25 protein-coding genes are annotated in these 22,752 nt (G+C 64.0%); 18 read left to right on the forward strand and 7 right to left on the reverse strand.

What is annotated here, in order from left to right:
- The first annotated feature begins 42 nt into the window (after positions 1 to 42).
- The 4 genes from FZF13_RS17370 to FZF13_RS17385 all read left to right on the forward strand — a co-directional run bounded on the left by FZF13_RS17370 (position 43) and on the right by FZF13_RS17385 (position 2,773).
- On the forward strand, positions 43 to 1,149 hold the full coding sequence (locus FZF13_RS17370) for an OmpA family protein (protein ID WP_024923698.1): 1,107 nt from the start codon (positions 43 to 45) through the stop codon (positions 1,147 to 1,149).
- 147 nt (positions 1,150 to 1,296) lie between these two features.
- Positions 1,297 to 1,686, forward strand: a complete 390-nt coding sequence (locus tag FZF13_RS17375) for a hypothetical protein (RefSeq protein WP_024923697.1) — start codon at positions 1,297 to 1,299, stop codon at positions 1,684 to 1,686.
- A 126-nt stretch (positions 1,687 to 1,812) separates the two neighbouring features.
- A complete protein-coding gene (locus FZF13_RS29440) occupies positions 1,813 to 1,944 on the forward strand; it encodes a hypothetical protein (RefSeq protein ID WP_275040842.1) in 132 nt (43 codons plus the stop codon).
- Between the two features lie 343 nt (positions 1,945 to 2,287).
- Positions 2,288 to 2,773 (forward strand): GlcG/HbpS family heme-binding protein, encoded by a 486-nt coding sequence (locus FZF13_RS17385; protein ID WP_024923695.1) that lies wholly within the window; start codon positions 2,288 to 2,290, stop codon positions 2,771 to 2,773.
- Between the two features lie 24 nt (positions 2,774 to 2,797).
- Here the strand turns inward: FZF13_RS17385 and FZF13_RS28980 are convergent, their stop codons facing one another.
- Positions 2,798 to 2,974, reverse strand: a complete 177-nt coding sequence (locus tag FZF13_RS28980; RefSeq protein ID WP_161773048.1) for a hypothetical protein — start codon at positions 2,972 to 2,974, stop codon at positions 2,798 to 2,800.
- Positions 2,975 to 3,414: 440 nt separating this feature from the next.
- Here FZF13_RS28980 and FZF13_RS17390 point away from each other — a divergent pair, with 440 nt between their 5' ends.
- Together FZF13_RS17390 and FZF13_RS17400 are read left to right on the forward strand one after the other, a co-directional pair.
- The gene (locus FZF13_RS17390) at positions 3,415 to 3,843 is read left to right on the forward strand and encodes a hypothetical protein (RefSeq protein ID WP_137901925.1); all 429 of its coding nucleotides are present in this window, start codon (positions 3,415 to 3,417) and stop codon (positions 3,841 to 3,843) included.
- Between the two features lie 1,252 nt (positions 3,844 to 5,095).
- Positions 5,096 to 5,359, forward strand: coding sequence for a hypothetical protein (locus tag FZF13_RS17400; protein WP_024923693.1), 264 nt, complete (start codon positions 5,096 to 5,098; stop codon positions 5,357 to 5,359).
- A 421-nt stretch (positions 5,360 to 5,780) separates the two neighbouring features.
- Here FZF13_RS17400 and FZF13_RS17405 read toward each other — a convergent pair whose 3' ends face one another.
- Positions 5,781 to 6,128, reverse strand: coding sequence for an ArsR/SmtB family transcription factor (locus FZF13_RS17405; RefSeq protein WP_024923692.1), 348 nt, complete (start codon positions 6,126 to 6,128; stop codon positions 5,781 to 5,783).
- Positions 6,129 to 6,295: 167 nt separating this feature from the next.
- On the opposite strand from FZF13_RS17405, the gene FZF13_RS17410 reads away from it, so the two are divergent.
- Entirely contained in the window at positions 6,296 to 7,471 is a 1,176-nt protein-coding gene (locus FZF13_RS17410) for an MFS transporter (RefSeq protein WP_024923691.1), read from the forward strand.
- A 7-nt stretch (positions 7,472 to 7,478) separates the two neighbouring features.
- Here the strand turns inward: FZF13_RS17410 and FZF13_RS17415 are convergent, their stop codons facing one another.
- Positions 7,479 to 8,327, reverse strand: coding sequence for a protein-L-isoaspartate O-methyltransferase family protein (locus FZF13_RS17415; RefSeq protein ID WP_024923690.1), 849 nt, complete (start codon positions 8,325 to 8,327; stop codon positions 7,479 to 7,481).
- An 86-nt stretch (positions 8,328 to 8,413) separates the two neighbouring features.
- Entirely contained in the window at positions 8,414 to 9,724 is a 1,311-nt protein-coding gene (locus FZF13_RS17420) for an Nramp family divalent metal transporter (protein ID WP_244431138.1), read from the reverse strand.
- A 327-nt stretch (positions 9,725 to 10,051) separates the two neighbouring features.
- Here FZF13_RS17420 and mntR point away from each other — a divergent pair, with 327 nt between their 5' ends.
- The gene (gene mntR, locus FZF13_RS17425; protein ID WP_024923688.1) at positions 10,052 to 10,507 is read left to right on the forward strand and encodes a manganese-binding transcriptional regulator MntR; all 456 of its coding nucleotides are present in this window, start codon (positions 10,052 to 10,054) and stop codon (positions 10,505 to 10,507) included.
- Between the two features lie 32 nt (positions 10,508 to 10,539).
- Here mntR and FZF13_RS17430 read toward each other — a convergent pair whose 3' ends face one another.
- Positions 10,540 to 11,430: an SDR family oxidoreductase gene (locus tag FZF13_RS17430; protein ID WP_024923687.1), complete on the reverse strand. Its 891-nt coding sequence runs from the start codon at positions 11,428 to 11,430 to the stop codon at positions 10,540 to 10,542.
- A 138-nt stretch (positions 11,431 to 11,568) separates the two neighbouring features.
- Here FZF13_RS17430 and FZF13_RS17435 point away from each other — a divergent pair, with 138 nt between their 5' ends.
- From FZF13_RS17435 to FZF13_RS17465, 7 genes are all read left to right on the forward strand, one after another.
- Entirely contained in the window at positions 11,569 to 12,417 is an 849-nt protein-coding gene (locus FZF13_RS17435; RefSeq protein ID WP_024923686.1) for a helix-turn-helix transcriptional regulator, read from the forward strand.
- A gap of 200 nt (positions 12,418 to 12,617) precedes the next feature.
- The gene (ypfJ, locus tag FZF13_RS17440) at positions 12,618 to 13,553 is read left to right on the forward strand and encodes a KPN_02809 family neutral zinc metallopeptidase (RefSeq protein WP_024923685.1); all 936 of its coding nucleotides are present in this window, start codon (positions 12,618 to 12,620) and stop codon (positions 13,551 to 13,553) included.
- Between the two features lie 12 nt (positions 13,554 to 13,565).
- Complete coding sequence (locus tag FZF13_RS17445; RefSeq protein ID WP_024923684.1) at positions 13,566 to 14,483, forward strand: aldo/keto reductase; 918 nt, start codon at positions 13,566 to 13,568, stop codon at positions 14,481 to 14,483.
- 156 nt (positions 14,484 to 14,639) lie between these two features.
- Entirely contained in the window at positions 14,640 to 15,908 is a 1,269-nt protein-coding gene (locus FZF13_RS17450) for a TCR/Tet family MFS transporter (protein ID WP_024923683.1), read from the forward strand.
- Between the two features lie 173 nt (positions 15,909 to 16,081).
- Complete coding sequence (locus FZF13_RS17455; RefSeq protein ID WP_024923682.1) at positions 16,082 to 16,426, forward strand: ArsR/SmtB family transcription factor; 345 nt, start codon at positions 16,082 to 16,084, stop codon at positions 16,424 to 16,426.
- A gap of 28 nt (positions 16,427 to 16,454) precedes the next feature.
- A complete protein-coding gene (locus FZF13_RS17460) occupies positions 16,455 to 16,940 on the forward strand; it encodes an SRPBCC family protein (RefSeq protein ID WP_024923681.1) in 486 nt (161 codons plus the stop codon).
- Between the two features lie 138 nt (positions 16,941 to 17,078).
- A complete protein-coding gene (locus FZF13_RS17465; protein WP_024923680.1) occupies positions 17,079 to 17,933 on the forward strand; it encodes an alpha/beta fold hydrolase in 855 nt (284 codons plus the stop codon).
- Between the two features lie 95 nt (positions 17,934 to 18,028).
- Here the strand turns inward: FZF13_RS17465 and carA are convergent, their stop codons facing one another.
- Positions 18,029 to 19,228, reverse strand: a complete 1,200-nt coding sequence (gene carA / locus FZF13_RS17470; RefSeq protein WP_024923679.1) for a glutamine-hydrolyzing carbamoyl-phosphate synthase small subunit — start codon at positions 19,226 to 19,228, stop codon at positions 18,029 to 18,031.
- A gap of 242 nt (positions 19,229 to 19,470) precedes the next feature.
- On the opposite strand from carA, the gene FZF13_RS17475 reads away from it, so the two are divergent.
- From FZF13_RS17475 to FZF13_RS17485, 3 genes are all read left to right on the forward strand, one after another.
- Positions 19,471 to 19,920, forward strand: coding sequence for a GatB/YqeY domain-containing protein (locus tag FZF13_RS17475; protein ID WP_024923678.1), 450 nt, complete (start codon positions 19,471 to 19,473; stop codon positions 19,918 to 19,920).
- A 119-nt stretch (positions 19,921 to 20,039) separates the two neighbouring features.
- A complete protein-coding gene (locus FZF13_RS17480; protein ID WP_024923677.1) occupies positions 20,040 to 20,414 on the forward strand; it encodes a YciI family protein in 375 nt (124 codons plus the stop codon).
- Between the two features lie 7 nt (positions 20,415 to 20,421).
- Positions 20,422 to 21,660, forward strand: a complete 1,239-nt coding sequence (locus FZF13_RS17485; protein ID WP_024923676.1) for an RNA polymerase sigma factor — start codon at positions 20,422 to 20,424, stop codon at positions 21,658 to 21,660.
- Between the two features lie 7 nt (positions 21,661 to 21,667).
- Here FZF13_RS17485 and FZF13_RS17490 read toward each other — a convergent pair whose 3' ends face one another.
- Positions 21,668 to 22,672 carry a polysaccharide deacetylase family protein gene (locus FZF13_RS17490; protein WP_024923675.1) on the reverse strand — a complete coding sequence of 335 codons (1,005 nt, stop codon included), beginning with the start codon at positions 22,670 to 22,672 and terminating at the stop codon, positions 21,668 to 21,670.
- Between the last annotated feature and the right edge of the window lie 80 nt (positions 22,673 to 22,752).

Genomic DNA, 22,752 nt, shown 5'->3' on the forward strand with positions numbered 1-22,752 from the left:
TGTGTGATTTTCTTGGCCTCGTCTCATCTGGGAGGGGGAACCATGAGAACGCGCTTCTTCGCTTTGGCCGCGAAACTGCTGGCCGCAACGTTTTCATTGCTTGTCGGCGCCACCAATTTCAGTTTCGCCGACGCAACCGTCCCGACGGCAGACATTGACGGCGCTTCCGACAATGCCCTCGTCAAGCGCTATGAAGGGTCCTTCATCGTCTCGTATGAGAAGCTGGCCTATACCGACTTCAGCCTGCCGCTGTCGCCGCTCAAGGTGAGCCAGGATCCCGACGCGCGCGACAAGAACAACAACCGCGTTTTTGCTCCCGACAAGAAGATCGACGCGGAAGGCGCCCTTACCCGCATCGCCTATGTGCTGCCGGCCCAGCGTTCGCCGCTGGAGGTGCTTCGCAACTATGAGGACGTGATCGCGCAAGGCGGCGGCGAAGTGCTGTTCCAATGCAAGAAGGAGGAATGCGGCGGCGCCTCGGATCGCTCGTCCGATGGCGGCGGTGGCGATATGAGCCTGACCATGTATTCCTTTTCGGCATCGGACCTTAAGGACGCCGATTTTAGCAACGGCAAATGCGCGTTGGCGTCCTCGATTGCCGACCAGCGCTATTTCACAGCCAGGATGCCCCAGGACGGCGGTGACGCCTATGTGGCCGTCCAGACCTACACGCTGATGGACACGCTCTATTGCAAGGAACTCAACGGTCGAACCATTGCCATCGTCCATGTGCTGGAACCCAAGGCGCGCGACAAGAAGATGGTTGTCGTCGAGGCCGCGAAAATGCAGGAGAGCCTGACCGCCAACGGCTCGATCTCGCTCTATGGCATCTATTTCGATACCGACAAGGCCGACATCAAACCGCAGTCCGATCCGACGCTCAAGGAGATCGCGACGCTGCTCTCGAACGAGCCGAAGATGGCGGTTCTGGTGGTTGGCCATACCGACAACCAGGGCAGCTTCGATCACAATGTCGATCTGTCGTCGCGCCGGGCGAATGCGGTCAAGTCCGCGCTGGCAACCCAATATGGCATCGACACCAACAGGCTGACCGCGGCCGGGGCCGGCATGATGGCGCCCGTTGCTTCAAACGACACCGATGACGGCCGCGCCAAGAACCGGCGCGTGGTGCTGGTCAAAGCCAATTAGGGGACGCAGGCGGCCGACTGCTCCAAACCCATCCCGATCACGATTGTCGCCGGCATCCGATTGCCTTTGGCGGCCTTCCGGGCCATGCGGTTCCATGGCAGGCAATAAGAGCGATTGCCGCATCAGGCGCAGCCGGGGAGGGCGGAAATGTCCGAAAGCATCCAGCCGAAAATGGCCAGGCACGAGGTTGCCAGGGATTATGTGGACTTCCTCAGGACAGCGCTGACGGTCTTCACCTGGACGGCGCTGTGCACGGCGGTGACCGTCTTCGCCTGGAGCCCGGCGCTGATGGAGTACGGTCTCCTTGCCAAGGGGCTGGCGGTGGTGGTTTCTTTCGTCGCGCTGACAACCACGATCGGCGGTGCCTACAGCCTGGTGCTGGCCGCCTATGCCCTGCGCAAGAAGATCGTGCGCCACGCGCCCTGGGCCATCCTGCTGCCGGTGGCCTTTTTCGGCCCCATCGCGCTGTGGGCATTCGGGCTGGTGGCGGTGGCGATATTCCTGGTGCCGATGATCAAGAACATCGCCCAGTTCTAGCCCGTGGGGATGGCTGTCGCGTGTCTTCTGTCCGCATTCGGAGAGGGCTTCGAAGAGCGGGGGAGGGCGGGACGTGAAGCTAATCGTGTATCGTGGGGACGAATAATGCGCTGAGCGAGGGGGCTGGTGAGCGCTGTTCAATCGCACATGCAGCCGCTGACGACCGAGGACATACCGCGCGGCGAACGGCTGGCTTTCGTGCATGATTTCATCGGCCGTCTTGATTTGAACCCGCGCGGGTCGCAAGCGCCATCATAGACATCGCCTACGAAGCCGGCTTCTCCGACATCTCGTCGTTCAACCAGGCCTTCCGCCGCCGCTTCGACGCGTTGCCTTCGGCGGCCCGGATACCTCGGCCTGCCTCGCAGAGGCATGGGAAGTTCGGGCGCCTCGCCGGCGTTGCCACTTTGGCGAGCTTTTGCTTGTCGGCCCGGATCGCATGTGGTTTCTTGAATTTGACAAGTTTCCCGGGCGTGGGGCCTCCGCTGGAATGGAACAAGAGGAGGGCGCTATTCCGTCAAATATCTCGATCGATTCCGACAACTTTCAATCATCCCGGCATGTTCATGCCAGGAGCTCGACAAACGTTTGGGAGGCTAAGATGAAGAAACTTGTTTGCGCGTCTTTTGCTCTGTTTGCGATCGGATCGGCGGCATCTGCCGAAGAGTTGCACGAAAGAAATATCTCTTTGGCAACGGCAACCGAACTGGCTCAAGAAGGCGTCGCGGCGTGCAGTGCCAAGGGCTACAATGTCTCGGTCGCGGTGGTCGACCGCGCCGGCTTGCTCCGGGCGCTTTTGCGGGCCGATGCCGCTGGTCCTCACACCGTCGGTGCCGCGCAGGCAAAGGCGTTCACCTCGGCTTCTTCTCGTTCGCCGACGAGCGCGATAGCAAAAACGGTGCAGGAAAATCCCGGGGCCGCCGGCGTGGCCGACATTCCCGGATATCTGGTCCTCGCCGGTGGCGTTCCCATCAAGATCGGCGATGAAACCATCGGTGCGATTGGCATCGGCGGCGCCCCTGGCGGGAACCTGGATGAAGAATGCGCCGTGGCTGCCTTGGACAAGGTCAAGGACAAGTTGAAGTAGATTCTGCCTGGGCTGTTTGCATTTTCATCCGCCGCCCGCCTTCGCGCCGGCGGCGGAGTTCGTTTTTCGCTTCTTCGCCCAGGAGAACACCGCCTGCGGCCCGCTCGGCTCACCCGCCGTCTTGCCCTTTGCCGGCGCTTGGACAAAGATTTCACAAGAGGCATTGGGGGAGTGGACGTGGCGGGCCTTCAACGTGAGCATGGCAGAAATGCCCGGGATGTTTCGCTACTCGTGCATAGTTTGCTGTGGGCGGCGCTGTCGGTTGCGGCGTTTTACACTGCTGGGCCGTATTCGTTCGCGAGCTGCTGGGTGGTAATCCCGATATACATACGACCACTCGTCTGGATGTATTTTGCGTTCGCCGCTTATTGTGCCGGGACACTTCTGTTGTCGGCGGCAATCCCCACGCTGCGGCAGACCAGCTACTTCCAAATCGCCGGACACGGCATAATTGCAGTCCTCGGAATAGTTGTTTGCGGGCTGGCTGCGACTGCTGCTGCCGGGCAGGTAAGCTGTCTCTAGGCACCCCAAGTGCCGCTCTTTCATGTCTGAATCCTCCGAAGTCTTTGCGTGATAGTTTGTAGTGCTCGACAGCAATAGGACCGCGTGATTTGCTCTCCCAAAGAATCGGGGGAAAAAGCATGGGGAAAACGTTTTCGCTCAACCTGTCGATACTGGCGTTACTCTCGGCTCTAGCAATTGCCGGGTGTCAGTCATCTAGTGAGGTTTCTCATGGACCCGCGAAAAGCGCGGGCGGTTGGCTCCAATATGACGCCGCCATGCGTCAGGCCGACAAAATGCGCGCCCGCAACAAGTTGCCAGTTTCCATCCAGTGCAGGGTCGTCGGTGGAACATCTTCCGATCCTGTTCGCGCTGTCAAAGTCAAATGGTCTTCGACCGACAAGGCCATCCGGTGGACGTGGGCTGTGGGCAATGATCGTGATTTTGCGAACGCAAATGCCGCCGCCGCCGCTAACGGCCTTAGAATAGCGTCCAAATCTCGTACGATCGATGAGCGAACCAACCTACCCTCGGTCTGCGCGATCTGGCACAGCAGACCAGGAAAATGAGAGATACCAAGCCGCGTGCTTCTGGCGCCGAGCTTAGCCTGTCATCTTTCAGCGACCAGTCTCTCACGAGGCCTTTGCGCACACTTAACCGAGACGGCAATCTTCGGCGGCCGTTGCCTACCAGCGCGCGTAGAGGACTATGTGCCTTTGCGGGAGACTAGTCGCGGCGTGTCAAACTCCGAAGGTTCGTTAACACGCTGCGAAGTGAAATCCGATGCGTTCAAAAGCCGCCCAAGACGCGCCTCTATGCAGCCTATGCAAAGGAACTCTTCGTCGGTCAGGCCGTGCTCGTTGGGAACCATAGGCGGCATGCCCGCTTGGGCCCATATCTCAGGTAGCACCATGTACCACTCCCAAGTTCCCTTGGTTACCGGGCGCGGCGTCGTATCTAGCCCGCAATCCTGGCAAATGGCCCCCATCCGCAACGCCTCTCTGAGAATCCAGCCAGGGCGGATGCCACGGCTTTGGCCAAGATATCAGATGGCTCCTAAAATCTCGCGCCGGGCTACCCTCCCGACTGGCTGCTGGCCATGGCCCGAAGCCATGATCTCCAAGTGTCGAGGCGCAGCAGCTTACCCTGCTAGCTCTAAGCCGCCTGCTTCTGGCGCTTCAATCTGCTTTCGATCTAACGCCGCGTAAGGGTTTAGTTGCGATCCGAAGGCCGAATCTATCGATACAGCGTTGGATCTCTGGCCTTTTCAGTTCTGCAATCCCCCGCTCGCTGGACGGCGATCGCAAAAGCCCTCTCGTAGACGTGGATGGCTTTCTGGAACTTAGACCGATCTGGCGTCAGATGCTTATCCATCCCGTCGTACAAAATGACGGGGAGAGCAAGCATGGCTCTACCACCTTCAGTCGGCTCAAACCGGCATCTCTGCGTCACGGCGACCATATCGCCGGCCATTGTCGCAGCCTTGCTCAAATAGGCGTCACTCTTCCCAGCCAAGAAATTGATGTTGTTTCGCTCCCCTTGTCCGGCTGAAGCAGACGACGCAGCGAAGCAAATTCCTGCACAGAATGCAGCGACAGCGAGCCCAAATTTCATTAGTCCCCCAAAATTATCTCCGGAACTTACGTTCCCGCATAGGTGAATAGCTGTCAAAGTTTTCCGCTGCGGGGCTCTCGGCAAAAAACTAGTTTTATTTAACGCAATAAATATGGGCTAAGTGACGATTTCCCCGAAAAGGTTGCCGTCTTGCCCTTTGCCAGCACCTGGGCAAAGCTTTCATGACGGGCATTGAGGAGAATGGGCATGACCAAACCAATGGATCTGGGCAACCCGGAAGACGCATGGCAGTTGCGGGCTACGAGCGTTACGCAGAGTTTCGGTGTCGCATTGCGTGAGCTGCACGACAGCAACCCCTGGCCTGACCAACCCTTCCTGCCTTTGGCCATCAATCACCTGATGACCGAATTGTGGGATCAGCGGTTCAGCCAAACAGATATACGGGAAGCTTTCGAGACGGCGATTGCGGACCTGCCGAGATATGCGGGCGGACAGGAGCGCAGGCGTTAGCCACGATCTCGCAAAGTCTCCGCGCCACGCCCAACCCACCACCGCCGCCCGCGATCTTGAGGGCGACGACAACTATTAATAATTTCGCATCGTTTCGATTGCCGAGCAACGGAAGACGGAATACTGCTTCCCGATGAAGAAATTTTGGCCCTTGTTCTTTGCTGCCAGTCTGGGATGCCTGATCCTGGCCGGGTACAGCCTGTACACGGGTGGTAGCGTTGCGTCTCCCAGGGAAGCGCAATGCTCTCGTATCCTTCAAAGATACGCCAATGAGGGACAGCCGCCCGAGCGGGGTACTGTCGACTATTTCGAATATGCGGATTGCTATCGCATTATCTGCGATCCCGAACCGAGTTCCTGACCTTTCGCGGGGTAGCGCTATCAGCCGCCCGATTGCGGCGTCTGTCTGCCCTGCCGCCCCTCAACCCGCTTCGAACGCTTCCTCGATGCGGGGGATGGCTTCCAGGCCGGCGCCGGCGATGATGCTGTCGAGCAGGCCGGGGAAGCGGCTGTCGAGATCGGCGCGGCGCAGCGTGATGAGGCGGCTGGTGCCGACCACTTCGGTGCGGGTGATGCCGGCTTCGCGCAGCTTGGCCAGGTGGTAGCTGAGATTGGTCTTCGAGCCGAGCGCCAGGAAGCGGCTGCAGTTCATCGGCACGCCCTCGCGGCGGGCGAGGTGGGCGACGATGGCGAGCCTGGTCGGATCGCCGAGCACGGAGAGCACCAGCGGCAGGCTGATCTGGTCGGTGGTGGGGTGCGGCAGGGTCATCGACATGCGCCCAAGGTAAGGCCTGTTTCGGCCCGGTTCAATGCGCCGGCAAACCGCCGGTTGCGCGGTCCACTGACATGAGGCTGACAGGAGCCTTGTGGCATGGAATTGACAAATCGCCAAGTCAGGTTCAATTGTTCAATGATTTTTGAACAAAGGATCATGCCATGGACAAGCGCATCTTCTGGCTCGCGCTCGGTTCCTTCACCATCTCGACCGAGGGGTTCGTCGTCTCCAGCCTGTTGCCGGAGATCGCCACCGACGCCGGCATCTCGGTGCCGCTGGCCGGCACCCTCATCACCGCCTTCGCGCTGGCCTATGCGGTCGGCGCGCCGGTGCTGGCGACGCTGACCGGCGACTGGGACCGCCGCCGCGTCATCCTGTGGACGCTGGCCTTCTTCGTGCTCGGCAATGTCGTGGCCGGGCTGTCCTCCTCCTTCGCCGTGCTTCTGGCCGCCCGCATCGTGATGGCGCTGGCGTCCGGCCTGTTCGCCGCGACCGCGCAAGCGACAGCGGTGGCGATGGTCGACAGCCATCACCGCGCTCGCGCCATCGCCGTCGTCGTTGGCGGCACAACGGTGGCGGTGGCGATCGGCGCACCGCTGGGCGCATTGCTGGCGACCTTCGCCGGCTGGCGCGGCACCTTCTTCGCCATTGCCGCCTTCGGCGCGCTGGCCGGGCTGGTGCTGGCATGGCGGCTTCCACGCGGCATGACCGGCACGCGGCTGTCGCTGCAGGCGCGGCTGGGCGCCGCGCTGCGCCCCGGCGTGCTGCCGGTGCTGGCGACGACGCTCTTGGCGCTGACCGGCGCCTTCACCGTGTTCTCCTACATCGCGCCTTTGGCCATGCAGGGCGCCGGCCTCGGCGAGATCGCGCTGCCGGCGCTGCTGCTCGCCTTCGGCGTCGGTGCGGTCGCCGGCAACATCGCCGGCGGCCAGCTGGCCGACCGCATCGGCGCAACGCGCACGGTCGGCGGGTCGCTGGCGCTTTTGACCGGCATCATGGCGCTGTTGTCGGCGGTGCCGGCGTTGCCGCCCGCGCTGGCGGTGCCGCTCTTGTTCGCGCTGATGGTGCTGTGGGGCCTGATCGGCTGGGCGCTACCGCCGGCGCAGGCCAGCCGCATCGTCAAGCTGGCGCCGGACGCTGCACCCATCGTGCTCTCGCTCAACGCCTCGGCACTGTATTTCGGCGTGGCGCTGGGCGCCGTGGTGGGCGGCGCGGTGCTGCGCTTCGGCGGGCCGGTCGACCTCGGTGTCGTCGCCGCGCTGTTCCCGCTGGCGGCGCTCGGCGTGCTGCTGGCCAGCCGCCGTGGCGCCGAGCCGGCGGCGGTGCCGGCGGAGTAGGTCGCGTTTAGTTCGGCCTGCCGTTTGCCGTAAGGCTCCGCGACGAGAACCAGACATCGCCGAAGATGGCGGTGGCGGTCTTGTCCGGGGCCTTTTTCGCGGTCAGCACCAGCGAGCGGCTGTGCTCGGCTTCTGCGCGAGTGGGAGCCTTGGTGGCGGCATCGCTGTGCGAGGCGCCGACGCAGGGGATGAACCAGGAGCGCATGAACGGATCGCAGGCAAAGCCCTTGTCGAGGCGCGTGACCATGACGGCGAGCCCGATCGCCTCGGACGGCCGCCAGGGGAAGACCAGCCGGCCACCGGGCTTGAGCGCCTGCAGCCATGATGCCGGCGGTGCCACGACACCGGCGCAGACATAGACGATGTCGGCGGCGGGCAGCTCCGCTTGCACGGCGTCGGCGTGGATCACGGTGACGTTGTCAAAGCCGGCGAGGTTTTCGCGCGCCCGCTTGGCGAGATCGGCTTCGAGCTCATAGGCCGAAACGCTGCCGCCGGGCGCGACCAGCTTCGACAGGATGGCGCTGTAGTAGCCGGTGCCGGCGCCGACATGGACGACATGTTCGCCGGGCCTGGGCGCCGCCCTGGCCATCCACATGGCGTGCAGCAGCGGCTCGCCATTGTTGATGCCCTTGGCATGGTCCAGCGCAACGAGGTTGTTCTGGTAGATGTAGACGGGATCGGCGCTCGGCGTTTCGACGGGATGCTTGAAACCGGCGACGATGGTCCACGGGCCGGGGCCAAGGAAGGCTTCGCGCGGTACGGTGGCGAAGGCCTTTTCCAGGCGCGGGTCCTGGGCGCCTGCCTGCAAGGCGAGCAGGCGGGCATAGAAGCGGCGGACTTCGGCGATCTTGGTCATGGCGCTCGGTCAAAAATTTGCGGCGGCGCGGAATTGCTTCCGCGCCGCCGTTCATCCTAGCGCATTTTCGCGAATTGCAACCGGGCTTAGCCGAGCCCGATGATGGTGTCGTAGAGCAGCTTGAAGTTGAGGCCGAGGATGAGTGCTGCCACCACCCAGGCCAGCACCGCGACGCCGCGCGAGATGGCGAAGGAACCCATCTTCTCGCGGTCCGAGACGAAATGGACCAGCGGGATGACCGCGAAGGGAAGCTGCATGGACAGGACGACCTGGCTGAACACCAGAAGCTCGGCCGTGCCCTTTTCGCCATAGAGCGCGGTGACGACGACCACCGGGATGATGGCGAGGCCGCGGGTGAGCAGCCGGCGCGCCCATTGCGGGATGCGCAGATGGAGAAAGCCCTCCATGACGATCTGGCCGGCGAGCGTCGCAGTCACCGTCGAATTGAGGCCCGAGGCGAGCAGGGCGACGGCGAACAAGGTCGAGGCGATGCTCAAGCCCAGCAGCGGCGACAGGAGCTGGAAGGCCTGGCCGATCTCGGCGACGTCCTGGTTGCCGCTGCCGTGGAAGGCGACGGCCGAGACGATGAGGATGGCGGCGTTGACGAACAGCGCCAGCATCAGCGCGATGGTGGAATCGAGCGTCGCCCATTTGATGGCGTCGCGCTTGCCGGGTTCGGTGCGCGGATAGGCGCGGGTCTGCACGATGGAGGAGTGCAGGTAGAGATTGTGCGGCATGACCGTGGCGCCGATGATGCCGATGGCGACATAAAGCATGGCCGGGTTGGTGACGATCTCGGACGAAGGCACGAACAGGCCATGCAGGATCGAGCCGGCCGGCGGCGCTGCGGCGAAGATCTGCACGGCGAAACAGCCGAAGATGACGATGAGCAGGGCGATGACGAAGGCTTCGAGATAGCGGAAGCCCTTGTTCATCAGCAGCAGCACCAGGAAGGCGTCGAGCGCGGTGATCAGCGCGCCGCCGATCAGCGGGATGCCGAACAGAAGGTTGAGCGCGATGGCGGTGCCGATGACCTCGGCGAGGTCGCAGGCGATGATGGCGAGTTCGCAGGCCACCCACAAGGCGTAGGCGACGGGCTTGGGATAATAGGCGCGGCAGGCCTGGGCGAGGTCGCGGCCGGTGGCGATGCCGAGGCGGGCGGCCAGCGCCTGCAGGAGGATCGCCATCAGGTTGGACAGCATGATGACGAAAAGCAGCGTGTAGCCGAACTGGGCGCCGCCAGCGAGGTCGGTGGCCCAGTTGCCGGGATCCATATAGCCGACGGAGACCATGTAGCCAGGGCCCATGAAGGCGAACAGCCGGCGGAACCAGACGCCGGTGGTTGGCACGGCGATGGTGGAATTGACCTCCGGCAGGCTCGGCCTGGCATCGCCCATCGGCCGGAAGAATTGCCTGCCGGCGGATAGCGTGTCGGCGGTCTCGGCGTCTTGCATGCTTATGATCCTGCGGGGAATGTATGAACTGGCAGGGTGAACTTATGCCCATGCTCAACATTATGCAATATGCTATATTTCATTGTCTTGGCTTTTTGATTGTGCCAGCTTTTTCGCTTAAGGGGCGACTAGAGCGCTGTTCCGCTTCGGGTGGTGCAGCACGAAAAAGGGCGGGTTTCCGGTACGTTCGGCGTGGCGGCATAAATGTCCCTGAAAAATCAAAGCCCATGCTATAAAAGCGGAAGGCCGGATCAGTCCTGGGAGAAACGATTGGCGTCGAGACCGAAATCCGTTCCGCGCGACGAGCCGCTGCCGGATGCCGAAGTGCATTCGGAAGGTTTTCGCCAGACCCGCGAAGCGCGCCGCAGCGCGCTGGTGGAGGATTATGTCGAGCTGATCGCCGACCTGATCGAGGACGGCAACGAGGCGCGCCAGGTTGATATCGCGGCGCGGCTGGGCGTGGCGCAGCCGACGGTGGCCAAGATGCTGACCCGGCTGTGCGCCGACGGGCTGGTGTCGCGCAAGCCCTATCGCGGCGTGTTCCTGACCGACGCCGGCCGCAAGGTGGCCGAGGAAAGCCGCGACCGCCACCAGACGGTGGAGGCTTTCCTGCGCGCGCTGGGCGTGAGCGCGGAGACGGCGCGCATCGACGCCGAAGGCATAGAGCACCATGTCAGCGCCGAGACGCTGGGAGCCTTTCGCAAGGCGATGGCGAAGGGGTTGTAAGGGCCGCGGGCTACAGGCCCCGGGAGCCCCGCTTAGTTTTTAAAGTAGCCCGGCCCGTCGACATCGGCGATCAGCCCCGGCTGGTTCGGGTGCCAACCAAGCCATTCCCGGGTCTGTGCGCTCGACGTCGGATTGTCCATCGCCGCGAAATGCGCAAGCCAGCCGAAATGGGCGTTCGCTTCCTCGTGCGACAGGCTGACGATAGGGAGCTGCAAGCGGCGACCGACGACCTCGGCAATCTCGCGGAACGGAATGCCTTCCTCGGCAACCGCGTGGTAGCGGGCGCCGGCCGAACCCTTCTCAACCGCCAGCCGGAAAAGTCGTGCGGCATCGATGCGGTGTACGCCCGGCCAGCGGTTCTGTCCGTCACCCACATAGGCCGACGCGCCTTTGCGGCGTGCAAGATCGATCAGCATCGGCACGAAGCCGTGATCCCCCTCGCCATGCACCGAGGGCGCGAGGCGCAGAACCGAAACATTGATGCCCCGGCTTGCAAGCGCTGCAGCGGCTTCTTCCGACGCGACACGCGGATTCGGGCCGGAAATGGCCGCATCGTTTTCGGTGGCGAGCGGGCGTCCCTCAAGCAGGCCGGTCGCCGAGGTGACGACCAAGGGGCGACCGGAACCGGAAAGCGCCGAGCCGAGCGCGTCGATGACACGCCGGTCGGTCTCGCAGCTCTCCTTGAATTTCGAGAAGTCGTGGATGAAGCCGGTGTGGATCACGCCGTCGGCGGCCGCCGCGCCACGGCGCAGGCTGTCGAGGTCATCGAGCGAGCCGCGATGCGCGGTGGCTCCAGCCGCCGTGAGGGATGCAGCCGCACCCTCGGAGCGGGCGAGGCCGATGACCTCGTGTCCGGCCGCGAGGAGGTCCTGAACCACGGCGGAACCGACAAAGCCGGTGGCACCAGTAACGAATATACGCATGAAGATGGTCTCCTGACTGGAATGGAGACCGATGTGGATCAGTGTGATATCCTGGTAAAGTAGTGATGTTATACAGGTATAATAACTAACAGGACGAACATGCCGGTCGTTGGCGAAAATCAGACGAGCGTGGTCTGCATGGCGGAGAATGCGCTCGGCAACTATCTGAAGGGGCTGCGGGCGAAGCTCGATCCGGCAGCCTTCGGTCTTTCAGGCGCGCGGCGGCGCACGCCGGGCCTGCGGCGCGAGGAGGTGGCGCAGCGCGCCAACATCAGCGCCACCTGGTACACCTGGCTGGAGCAGGGGCGGGGCGGTGCGCCTTCGGCCGACGTGCTCAACCGCATTTCGCGCGCGCTGATGCTGACCGATGTCGAGCGCGAACACCTGTTCCTGCTCGGGCTCGGCCGGCCGCCGGAGGTCCGCTACCGGCCATCGGAAGGCGTTTCGCCGCGCCTGCAGCGCGTGCTGGACGCGTTCGAGATCAGCCCGGCCTACATCAAGACCGCGACCTGGGACGTGGTGGCGTGGAACGCGGCCGCGGCCGCGGTGCTGACCGACTACGGCATGCTCGCGCCCGAACAGCGCAATATTCTGCGCCTCGTCTTCCTCAATCCACGCGTCCGCGCAAAACAGACGGACTGGGAAGGCGTCGCCCGGTTCGTCGTGGCGGGTTTCAGAGTCGATGCCGCGCGTGCAGGCGCCGGCGAAAACGTCCGGGCGCTGGTGCAGGAACTCAGCCTGCTGAGCCCGGAATTCGCCGAGATGTGGCGCGAGACCGACATCCGCGCTCATTTTGAAGGCGCCAAATATCTGCAGCATCCCTCCGGCGGCATGATCGCCCTGGAGTTTTCGGCCTTCGCCGTCGACGGCAGGCCGGACCTCGGCATGGTGGTCTACAATCCGGCGACGCCGCAGGACGAGGAAAAGGTGCGGGCCCTGATCAAGGCAAGCGAAGCGGCAAGGAAGGCTCCGGCCGAACCCGCCTGAGCGCACCCGTTACAGCGTCGAAGCCAAAAGTGAAGATTGGCGTCCCGGCGCGGCCGTCTGTGCCAGAGTTGGGATGGGATTTTTCGGGCTTTCGCGCATGCCCGCCAAACCAAAAATCCTGTGACTTGCCACAACCGTTGCGATAACACTGATCGCATTCGGCCAAGCGGCCGAAGCGCTATTCAATACGAGGACTTGCCATGCTCTGGAGAGGTCGCCGTCAGAGTGACAATATCGAGGACGATCGCAGCGACAGCGGCGGTGGCACGCCCGGCGGCCTGGGTGGCGGCCCCGGCCAGTTTCGCATCCCGATCGGCGGCCGCGCCGGCGGCGGCGGTCTCTCGGGCATCATCATCCTGGTGGTGCTCTATTTCGGGCTGAAGTTCCTCGGCATCGATCCGATGCAGGTGCTGGGCGGCGGTGGCGGGCTGCTGGACAGCGGCAGCGGCAACGGCCAGTACACGCAGTCCGGCCAGCCCGGGCAGGGCGCGCCGGCCAATGACGAGATGAAGCAGTTCGTGGGAACGGTGCTGGCCGAGACGGAGGACGTCTGGAACGGCATCTTCAAGGCCAATGGGCTGACCTACGAGGAGCCGAAGCTGGTGCTGTTCAGCGGCCAGATCCGTTCGGCCTGCGGCTTCGCCTCGGCCGCTTCCGGGCCGTTCTATTGCCCGAGCGACCACAAGGTCTATCTCGACATGGCCTTTTTCGATCAGCTCGCCAACCAGTTCGGCGCATCAGGCGATTTCGCCAATGCCTATGTCGTGGCGCACGAGGTCGGCCACCATGTGCAGAACCTCACCGGCATCCTGCCCAAGTTCAACCAGATGCGGCAGCGCATGAGCGAGGTGGACGCCAACCACATGTCGATGCAGGTCGAACTGCAGGCCGACTGCTTCGCCGGCGTCTGGGGCCACTACACCGCGCAGAAGGGCCTTCTGGAGAAGGGCGACCTGGAGAGCGCGCTGAACGCGGCCAAGCAGATCGGCGACGATACGCTGCAGAAGAAGATGCAGGGTTACGTCGTGCCCGAAAGCTTCAACCACGGCACCTCCGCGCAGCGGCAGAAGTGGTTCAAGGCGGGTTTCGATTCCGGCAAGCTTTCGAGCTGCGACACCTTCAACAACCCGATCTGACGGCAGGCATAAATGGCGATTGAACGACGCATCGCGCTTGGCGCGGAGCTTTCCCTGTCGCGTCTGGTGTTCGGTGCCTGGCGGCTGCTGGATGGGCCGGAGCGGCCGGACGCCGAGGCGGTGGCGCGGCTGATCGGAACTGCCGTCGATCTCGGCCTGACCAGTTTCGACCATGCCGACATCTATGGCGATTACGAAGTGGAAGCTGCCTTCGGCGCCGGGCTGGCGCGCTGGAAGGGCAGGCGCGAGGCGATCCAGCTCGTCACCAAATGCGACATCATGCTGATCTCGGCCAACCGGCCGGACAACTGGATCGAGCACTACAACACCGATGCGGCGCATATCGCGGCCTCGGTGGAGCGTTCGCTCGTCAATCTTCGCACCGACTATCTCGACCTTCTGCTTTTGCATCGGCCCGACCCGCTGACGCAGGCCGACGAGACGGCGCGGACGCTTGAGGATGTGGTGCGTTCCGGCAAAGTGCGCGCCATCGGTGTTTCCAACTTCACGCCGTCGCAGTTCGACCTGCTTGCCTCGCGGCTGCCGTTCCCGATCGTCACCAACCAGATCGAACATTCGGTGCTGGAGACCTCGGCGCTCTATGACGGCCGGCTCGACCACGCGCAGCGGCTGCGCTACGCGCCGATGATCTGGTCGCCGCTCGGCGGCGGTTCGCTGTTCACCGGCAAGGGCGAACGCGAGGAGCGGGTGCGCAAGGCGCTGGCGCGGGCGGCGGAGGCGCATGGCGTCAACGACATCTCGGCGATGGCGATCGCCTGGCTGCTGCGGCATCCGGCCAGGCTGGTTCCGGTGCTGGGCACGATGAAGCCGGAACGGCTCGGCCAGCTGGTCAAGGCGCTCGACATCGATCTCGACCGCCAGCACTGGTTCGCCATTCTGGAAGCCAGCGAAGGCCACCCGGTGCCGTAAGGCTGACCGCCTGGCGGATTGCATCGCGAAAACGGCCTCGTCCTGGCGGCTGCTGTCAGGAGAAATGGCATGAGAACGTTCTTCCATTGTTCCTGTGACAAGCTTCGCCTATAAGGACCGTCCCGCCGCGGCCCGGCGGATGAGGGATGCGCGATCATGCTTGAAGCCAAGACCGCAAGGCGGGGTTTGATCCTCGTCTTCACCACGCTTTTGCTCGATATCATCGGCTTCGGCATCATCATGCCGGTGCTGCCTGCCTATCTGCAGGAACTGACCGGCGTCGGTGTCAGCGAGGCGGCGATCGAGGGCGGCTGGCTGTTCTTCGCCTATGCCGCCATGCAATTCGTGTTCGCGCCGGTGATCGGCGGCCTCAGCGACCGTTTCGGGCGCCGGCCGGTGCTGCTCGCCTCGGTACTGACCTTTTCCATCGACAATCTGATCTGCGCCATCGCCTGGTCCTATCCGATGCTGTTCATCGGCCGTGTGCTGGCCGGCATTTCCGGCGCCAGCTATTCGACCACCTCGGCCTATATCGCCGACATTTCGAACGACGAGAACCGGGCCAAGAATTTCGGCCTGCTCGGCATCGCCTTCGGCGTCGGCTTCGTCATCGGCCCGGTGCTGGGCGGCCTGCTTGGCACGTTCGGGCCGCGCGTGCCGTTCTATTTCGCGGCGGGCCTGGCCTTCCTCAACTTCCTCATCGCGCTGTTTTTGCTGCCGGAAACGCTGGATGAGAAACACCGCCGCCGCTTCGAGTGGAAACGGGCGAACCCGGTCGGCACTCTGCTGCAGATGCGCAATTATCCGGGCATCGGCTGGATCGGGCTGGTGTTCTTCCTGATGACGCTCGGCCACATGGTCTATCCGGCGGTGTGGTCGTTCGTTTCCAGCTACCGCTATGGCTGGAGCGAAACGCAGATCGGCCTGTCGCTCGGCGCCTTCGGCCTGTGCGGTGCCATCATCATGGCAACGGTGCTGCCGCGCGTCATTCCGGCGCTCGGCGAGTGGCGCACAGCGGCGATCGGCCTGAGCTTCACCGCCGCCAGCGCCATCGGCTACGCCTTCGCCATGCAGGGCTGGATGATCTACGCCGTCATCGTGGCGGGCTGCCTGGAGGCGCTGGCCGACCCGCCGCTGAGGAGCCTGGCCGCCGGCAAGGTGCCGCCTTCGGCGCAGGGCGAATTGCAGGGGGCGATGACCTCGATCTTCTCGATCACCTCGATCATCACGCCCTTGCTCTATACGGGGATCTTCTCATGGTTCACCGGGCCTGACGCGCCAGTGACGTTTGGCGGCGCGCCCTATGTGCTGGCGGCGTTCTTCCTGGCGCTGGCGGTGATCGTTTTCGTCACCAAGGTGGCGAGACCGACGCCGAAGGAAGTGGAACAGATGCATCCGCAGGAAAGTGCTGCCGGCGGGCATTGACCCCACGGCGAACGGGCATGGAAGGAAAGGCGGCTTCGGCCGCCTTTTTTGTTTTTCTGGCGGCATTTGCGGGCGGTTCGGGATGCGGCGAATTTTTATTCAACCAATTGGTTGACAATAAAATGCCGCTCCATATATTCAACTAATAGGTTAACAACTGAAAGGTTGAATGAATGGCAACGGACCCTCTCTCGCTCACCTTCGCCGCCCTGGCCGATCCGACGCGGCGCGCCATCCTGGCGCGTCTCGCCCAGGGGCAGACAAGCGTCGGCGAGCTCGCGGCGCCGCACCAGATGAGCCTGGCGGCGGTTTCCAAGCATATCAAGGTGTTGGAGACGGCCGGACTGATCAGCCGCGAGAAGGACGCCCAATACCGCTACTGCAAGCTCCAGGCCGGACCGCTCAAGGATCTGGACGGCTGGGTGGCAGCCTACCGGGACCTGTGGCGGGACAATCTCGACCAGCTCGACGCCTATCTCGCCGAGATGCAGCGCGGCGACGACACCAACAAGCAGTGACATTCCAGAAAAGCATAGGGAAACCGAAATGAACAAGATGCACGTCGAGGCCCCCGAGGGTGAGCCAATCGTCCGCATGACCCGCACCTTCGACGCGCCGCGCGCGCTGGTGTGGCGGGCCTGGACCCAGCCCGAACATGTCGCCCGCTGGTGGGGTTCACGCGCCATGGGCACCACCAAGGTGATCAAGCTCGATCCCCGTACCGGTGGCGAATGGCGCTTCGAGCACACCATGCATGACGGCTCGATCTTCATCTTCTTCGGCAAATATCTGGAAGTCGACGAGCCGGGCAAGCTGGTCAACACCTTCGCGCTGGAAGGCATGTTCGAGGACAGGCCGGTGATTGAAACCCATCGCCTCGAGGAGGTCGACGGCAAGACCCACTACACCGGCATTTCGCGCTTCGAGAGCATCGAGGACCGCGACGGCATGGTCGCCTCGGGCATGGAAGCCGGCGCGCAGGCCACCATGGACCAGCTCGAAGAACTGCTCGGCGAACTGGTAGCCGCCTGATTACTGGCCGCCTGATTTCAGGCTGCCGGACCTCTGGTCGGCCTTCGGGCCGGCACTTTCCGAACCTCTAGCGTACCCAACCGGCCGCATACGGTCCGGTTGGGGACCGCTGATCCCCCAAAAACACAGGAACATCCCATGAAACCGCTATCCATCGCGGGCGCGGCCTTGCTCGCGCTTTTTTCCACCCTCGCACCTGCCTCCGCGCAGGAGGCACCGGCACCGCAGCCGATCGAACTGCATCACCAGATCCGGGGCGAGGGGCCGCCGCTGGTGCTGCTGCATGGCGCCTTCATGACCATCGAGACCAACTGGGCGGGCAGCCTTGCCGAGCTTGCCAAAACCAACAAGGTGATCGCGGTGGAGTTGCAGGGCCATGGGCGCACCGCCGATCGCGACGGTGCGCTCAGCCACGAGGCGATGGCCGACGACGTCACCCGCCTGCTCGACAAGCTTGGTGTCGAGAAGGCCTCGGTGCTGGGCTATTCGATGGGCGGCAATGTCGCTCTGCAGATGGCGCTGCGTCATCCCGATCGTGTCGAACGGCTGGTGGTGGTGTCTGCCGCCGCCAGCGACAAGGGCCTCGCCGCCGGCCACAAGGAGATGGTGCAGCATCTTTCGGCCGATATGTTTGCCGGTACGCCGATCGTCGGCGAATACCAGAAGCTGTCGCCGAAGCCGGACTTCCCCGGACTGGTCGCCAAGATCAAGCAGCTCGAGCTGAAGCCGTTCGATCTGACGGCCGAACTCAAGGCGGTGAAGGCGCCGACATTGCTGATCGCCGGCGATGCCGATATCGTCACGCTCGGTCATCTGGCCGAGATGCACGCGGCGCTTGGCGGCCATGCCAATGGCGACGTCAACGGACCGTCCAGGGCGCAGATGCTGGTGCTGCCCGGCACCACCCATATGGGCGTGTTCGCTTATCCGGCGAAGGCGCAGCAGGTGGCCGCTGCCGCCAACGCCTTCCTCAGCGCGCCGGCGCCGAAGTGACCGCGACGCGACATTGAGAACCGGTGCACCCGGCAAACAAAAGGCCCCGCGATACGGGGCCTTTTTTCATTGCGTCATCAGTTAGCGCGGGCTGTTCAGCGCTCGGCCAGTGCCGGCTCGCCCTTGTTGGCGCGAATGAGGTTGGCGAAGCGGCGGAACAGGTAGTGCGAATCCTGCGGGCCGGGCGAGGCTTCCGGATGGTGCTGCACGGAGAACACCGGGCGGCCCTTCAGCGTGATGCCGCAGTTCGAGCCGTCGAACAGCGAAATGTGAGTCTCTTCAACGCCTTCCGGCAGCGACTTGGAGTCGACCGCGAAGCCGTGGTTCATCGACACGATCTCGACCTTGCCGGTGGTGTGGTCCTTGACCGGGTGGTTGGCGCCGTGGTGGCCCTGATGCATCTTCTCGGTCTTGCCGCCGAGCGCCAGCGCCAGCATCTGATGGCCGAGGCAGATGCCGAACACCGGGATGTCGGTCTTGAGCAGGTCCTTGATGACCGGCACGGCGTATTCGCCGGTGGCGGCAGGATCGCCGGGACCGTTGGAGAGGAAGATGCCGTCCGGCTTCATCGCCAGGATCTCGTCGGCACCGGTCTTGGCCGGCACCACGGTGACCTTGGCGCCGAGGCCGGCGAGCAGGCGCAGGATGTTGCGCTTCACGCCATAGTCGACGGCGACCACATGCATGGTGGGCTCGGCCTGTTCGCCATAGCCCGCGCCCCAGGCCCACGGTGTTTCCTTCCACACCGACGACTGGCCGGAGGTGACTTCCTTGGCGAGGTCGAGGCCGAGCAGGCCGGTCCATTCGGCGGCGCGACGCTTCAGGTCGGCGACGTCGAACTCACCGTCCGGCGCATGGGCGATGACGGCATTGGGCATGCCCTTCTCGCGGATCAGCGCAGTGAGTGCGCGGGTGTCGATGCCCGACAGCGCGACGATGCCGCGCCGCTTCAGCCACTGGTCGAGATGACCGGCGGCGCGGTAGCTGGAAGGGTCGGTGACATCGGCCTTGAAGATGGCGCCGACGGCGCCTGCGCGCGCGGCCGGGTTGAGGTCCTCGATGTCCTCGTCATTGGTGCCGATATTGCCGATATGCGGGAAGGTGAAGGTGACGATCTGGCCGGCATAGGACGGGTCGGTGAGGATTTCCTCGTAGCCGGTGAGCGCGGTGTTGAAGCAGACTTCGGCGACGGCCGAGCCGGTGGCGCCGAGGCCGCGCCCTTCGATGACCGTGCCATCTGCCAGCACCAGAAGGGCGGTCGGCTTTTCGGTGGTCCAGGGGGCAGTCGTGGCCATGGCGGCTCTCCATCAAGAGGCGGACAAGATGTAACCAAGCCGGCAATAGATTGCGCGCCAAAAAGCGCCGGGCAATCCTGCCCGCGCCAATCCATGTAACCAGTTTGGTTGCAAGGCCCTCCCATAAGTGAAGGGGCGGGCAGGGTCAATCGTTGCGGGCCGGGCGAAGGCGGGATTTGTGCCGCAAGCTTGTGATTTCGGCCGAAATGCCATTTATCAGGTCAAAACCAAGGAGCAGGACGATGCGCGAGAAGGTCACCGAAGAGGTCAAGGCAGCCATGAAGGCCGGCGACAAGTCGCGGCTGACCACGCTGAGGCTGATCCAGGCCGCGATCAAGGACCGCGACATCGCCAATCGCGGCACTGGCAAGGACGCGGCCAGCGACGACGAAATCCTGCAGCTGCTGGCCAAGATGGTGAAGCAGCGCGAGGAATCGGCCAAGGCCTTCGAGGATGGCAACCGACCGGAACTCGCAGCCAATGAGCGCGCCGAGATCGTCATCATCCGCGATTTCATGCCGACGCAGATGGATGCGGCGGCGACCGAGGCGGCGATCCGCGCCGTGATCGCCGAGACCGGTGCCGCCGGGGTCAAGGACATGGGCAAGGTGATGGCCGGCTTGCGCGAAAAATTCGCCGGGCAGATGGATTTCGGCAAGGCCAGCGGGTTGGTGAAGGGGCTGTTGGGCTAGGCTTCTTCGACTGCGCGGGCCGGCCGGAATTTTTTCCGAGAAAATTTTTCGGGCGATGTCGAATCCAGGCGACGGGGTTCGACAATGGGCGTCAACAACGCACCTGAAGGAGATGACCCGTGCGCTATATCTGCCTGATCTATTACGATGCCAGGAAGCTGTTCGACGGTAGCGCCGAATCCAATGCGGCCCTTGGCGAATGCGCCAACCATGACGAGAAGCTCAAGGAAAGCGGCCATTTCGTCACCGGCGAGGCGCTGGAACTGCCGTCGAGCGCGATGACCGTGCAGGTGCGCGACGGCAAGATGTCGTCCACCGACGGGCCGTTCATGGAAACCCGCGAGATGCTGGGCGGCATCATCGTCATCGACGCCCGCGACCTCGACGAGGCGGCCAGGGTGGCCAGCACCCATCCGCTGGCGCGCATCGGCGCCATCGAAGTGCGGCCGACGGTCGATTTCTCGTCGCCAATTCCCACGCTAGCCGACCTTTGAGCCTGCGGTGACCGACGCCAACGCACGCGCCGCCGTGGAGGCGGCCTATCGCGGCGAGAAGCGGCGCGTGCTGGCGACGCTGATCCGCCTGCTTGGCGGGTTCGAAGCGGCGGAGGAGGCCTTGCACGAGGCCTTCGCCACTGCTGCGCAACGCTGGCCGGTCGAGGGCGTGCCGGCCAATCCCTATTCCTGGCTGGTTTCGACCGGGCGCTTCAGGACCATCGACCGCTGGCGCCGGCAGGCAAGGCTCGCCGCTGCCATGCCGGACCTGACCGCGCTGGCCGACGCCACGGTCGAGACCGTGTTGCCGGAGGAAATCCACGACGACGAGTTGCGGCTGATCTTCACCTGCTGCCACCAGGCGCTGGCGCCGGACGCGCGCATCGCGCTGACGCTGCGCGAGGTGGGCGGGCTGACGACGGAAGAGATCGCGCGCGCCTATCTGGCGCCGGCACCGACGATCGCGCAACGCATCGTGCGGGCGAAGGCGAAGATCCGCGACGAGGCGATCCCCTATGAAGTGCCCGGCCGCGCCGAACTGCCGGCGCGCACCGAAAGCGTGCTCAAGGTGGTCTACCTCGTCTTCAACGAAGGGTATGCCGCGACCGAGGGGCCGGAGCTGACCAGGACCGATCTTTCGGCCGAGGCGATCCGGCTCGGCCGGCTGGTGGTGGGCCTGCTCGACGAGCCGGAGCCGCTCGGGCTGCTGGCGCTGATGCTGCTGCACGAATCCCGGCGCGCCGCGCGTGTCGACGCCACCGGCGACCTGGTGCTGCTGGAAAATCAGGATCGTTTGTTGTGGGACAAAAGCCTGATCGCCGAAGCCTTCGGCCTGATCGAGCGCGCCTTCGCCATGCGCAGGGCAGGGCCTTATCTGCTGCAGGCGGCGATCGCGTCGGTCCACGCCGGCGCGCCGAGCGTCGATGAGACCGACTGGGCGCTGATCGTCGGGCTCTATGACACGCTGCTGCGCGTCGACCCTTCGCCGGTGGCCGCGCTAAACCGAGCCACCGCTATCGGCAAACGCGACGGGCCGGCGGCAGGCCTGGCGGCGGTGGAGGCAGCGCTTCGCCAGGGCGGTCTCGACAGCTATCATCTGGCGCATGCGGCGCGGGCCGACATGCAACGCCGGCTCGGACAAACGGAGGCAGCGCGCGCCTCCTATCGGCGCGCGCTGGAACTGGCGCGGCAACCGGCCGAGCGACGGTTCCTCGAGGCACGGCTGGCGGAACTCGGCGGAAGCTGAGGCCCACCTATCCGCCCTGTTTGACGATCCACTCCGGCGGTTCCTTCTCGGTGCTGCCGTCGATCTTGATGGTGTTGTCCCTGGCCCAGCGGTAACCCCACATCGGGCCGAATTTGGTCGCGGCTGTCAGCGGCTTTTGGTAGGCGGGGTCGGCCTGCGCCGCCTCCAGCGTGGTGAAGCCGTATCCGGCCTCTTCGAAGAGGGTGAGGATGCGGTCGAGGGTGACGGCATTCAGGCGATTGACATGCAGGAGCATGATCGCCGGCGGCTCGTAGCCCAGCACCTGGCGGTTGAGGTTAGCATAATAGACGATCTGTTCCCGAGTGTGGTCGAGATAGGCGGCGACGATACGTTCGGTCGTCGCCTTGTCCTTGGCGGCGAGCGCCTTTTCATAGGCGCGGTCGAACAGATAGTCCGACGTGTCGATGGTCGAGGCGGCAAGGGTGTAGCCGTGTTTGGCAGCGAGTGCGGCAATCGCCTCCTGCTTCTCGGGCGTGTTGCCGAGGTGGTTGTAGGGGAAGCGCAGGAAACGCGGCTTCCGAGCGGCCGACCGGAACAGGAAGGGGCCGATGCTGCGTTCGCCATCGACGATTTCCTTCTCGATCGCGGCCAGGTCGAGCGCGTTGCTGTCGGCATGGGAAAAAGTGTGGTTGCCAAGGTCGAGATTGGCGTCGACCCATTCCTTCAGGATTTCCTGGCCAAGCGGGCCGATCTCCTCGACGCGTTTTTCAACGACGAAGCCGGTGGCCGGGGTATTGTGCGCCTTCAGCGCGCCGAGAATGTCGCGGTTTGCCTGCCGGACGGCGTCGAGCGTCGGCGGCACCGGTGCCTCGGGATCGGCTGCATTGGCATGCGGCAGGTCATCGAAGGTGATGGCGACGGTGCGGGCGGCGGGCTGTTCGGCAGCCTCGGAGCCGCCGGGGCCGCACAGGGATACCAGGGCGAAGCCGAAGAGGATCGCGGCGGCGGCGCCAAGCCTGCCCTGGGTAATTGTCTTTTCCGTCTCGGTCATCGCTCTTCTCAGTGTCCCGTTCGTCGGTTGTCGGCCGCGTATTGGGACAGCTTCATTGCGCCTGCATTGCAATGCGAAGG

This window comes from Mesorhizobium terrae (assembly GCF_008727715.1).
Classification (GTDB): domain Bacteria; phylum Pseudomonadota; class Alphaproteobacteria; order Rhizobiales; family Rhizobiaceae; genus Mesorhizobium; species Mesorhizobium terrae.

Excerpts from the sequence above, each read along its gene's own strand:
- FZF13_RS17405 (WP_024923692.1), bottom strand. The coding sequence starts at position 6,128 with ATGACCCTGCCGCACCCCACCACCGACCAGATCAGCCTGCCGCTGGTG.
- FZF13_RS17390 (WP_137901925.1), top strand. The coding sequence starts at position 3,415 with ATGGGGAAAACGTTTTCGCTCAACCTGTCGATACTGGCGTTACTCTCG.
- FZF13_RS17475 (WP_024923678.1), top strand. The coding sequence starts at position 19,471 with ATGCGCGAGAAGGTCACCGAAGAGGTCAAGGCAGCCATGAAGGCCGGC.
- FZF13_RS17370 (WP_024923698.1), top strand. The coding sequence starts at position 43 with ATGAGAACGCGCTTCTTCGCTTTGGCCGCGAAACTGCTGGCCGCAACG.
- FZF13_RS17460 (WP_024923681.1), top strand. The coding sequence starts at position 16,455 with ATGAACAAGATGCACGTCGAGGCCCCCGAGGGTGAGCCAATCGTCCGC.
- FZF13_RS17455 (WP_024923682.1), top strand. The coding sequence starts at position 16,082 with ATGGCAACGGACCCTCTCTCGCTCACCTTCGCCGCCCTGGCCGATCCG.
- carA (WP_024923679.1), bottom strand. The coding sequence starts at position 19,228 with ATGGCCACGACTGCCCCCTGGACCACCGAAAAGCCGACCGCCCTTCTG.
- FZF13_RS17410 (WP_024923691.1), top strand. The coding sequence starts at position 6,296 with ATGGACAAGCGCATCTTCTGGCTCGCGCTCGGTTCCTTCACCATCTCG.
- FZF13_RS17430 (WP_024923687.1), bottom strand. The coding sequence starts at position 11,430 with ATGCGTATATTCGTTACTGGTGCCACCGGCTTTGTCGGTTCCGCCGTG.
- FZF13_RS17400 (WP_024923693.1), top strand. The coding sequence starts at position 5,096 with ATGACCAAACCAATGGATCTGGGCAACCCGGAAGACGCATGGCAGTTG.
- FZF13_RS17465 (WP_024923680.1), top strand. The coding sequence starts at position 17,079 with ATGAAACCGCTATCCATCGCGGGCGCGGCCTTGCTCGCGCTTTTTTCC.
- FZF13_RS17375 (WP_024923697.1), top strand. The coding sequence starts at position 1,297 with ATGTCCGAAAGCATCCAGCCGAAAATGGCCAGGCACGAGGTTGCCAGG.
- FZF13_RS17420 (WP_244431138.1), bottom strand. The coding sequence starts at position 9,724 with ATGGGCGATGCCAGGCCGAGCCTGCCGGAGGTCAATTCCACCATCGCC.
- FZF13_RS17415 (WP_024923690.1), bottom strand. The coding sequence starts at position 8,327 with ATGACCAAGATCGCCGAAGTCCGCCGCTTCTATGCCCGCCTGCTCGCC.
- FZF13_RS17490 (WP_024923675.1), bottom strand. The coding sequence starts at position 22,672 with ATGACCGAGACGGAAAAGACAATTACCCAGGGCAGGCTTGGCGCCGCC.
- FZF13_RS17450 (WP_024923683.1), top strand. The coding sequence starts at position 14,640 with ATGCTTGAAGCCAAGACCGCAAGGCGGGGTTTGATCCTCGTCTTCACC.
- FZF13_RS17435 (WP_024923686.1), top strand. The coding sequence starts at position 11,569 with ATGGCGGAGAATGCGCTCGGCAACTATCTGAAGGGGCTGCGGGCGAAG.
- FZF13_RS28980 (WP_161773048.1), bottom strand. The coding sequence starts at position 2,974 with ATGCTCACGTTGAAGGCCCGCCACGTCCACTCCCCCAATGCCTCTTGT.
- FZF13_RS17385 (WP_024923695.1), top strand. The coding sequence starts at position 2,288 with ATGAAGAAACTTGTTTGCGCGTCTTTTGCTCTGTTTGCGATCGGATCG.
- FZF13_RS17445 (WP_024923684.1), top strand. The coding sequence starts at position 13,566 with ATGGCGATTGAACGACGCATCGCGCTTGGCGCGGAGCTTTCCCTGTCG.
- ypfJ (WP_024923685.1), top strand. The coding sequence starts at position 12,618 with ATGCTCTGGAGAGGTCGCCGTCAGAGTGACAATATCGAGGACGATCGC.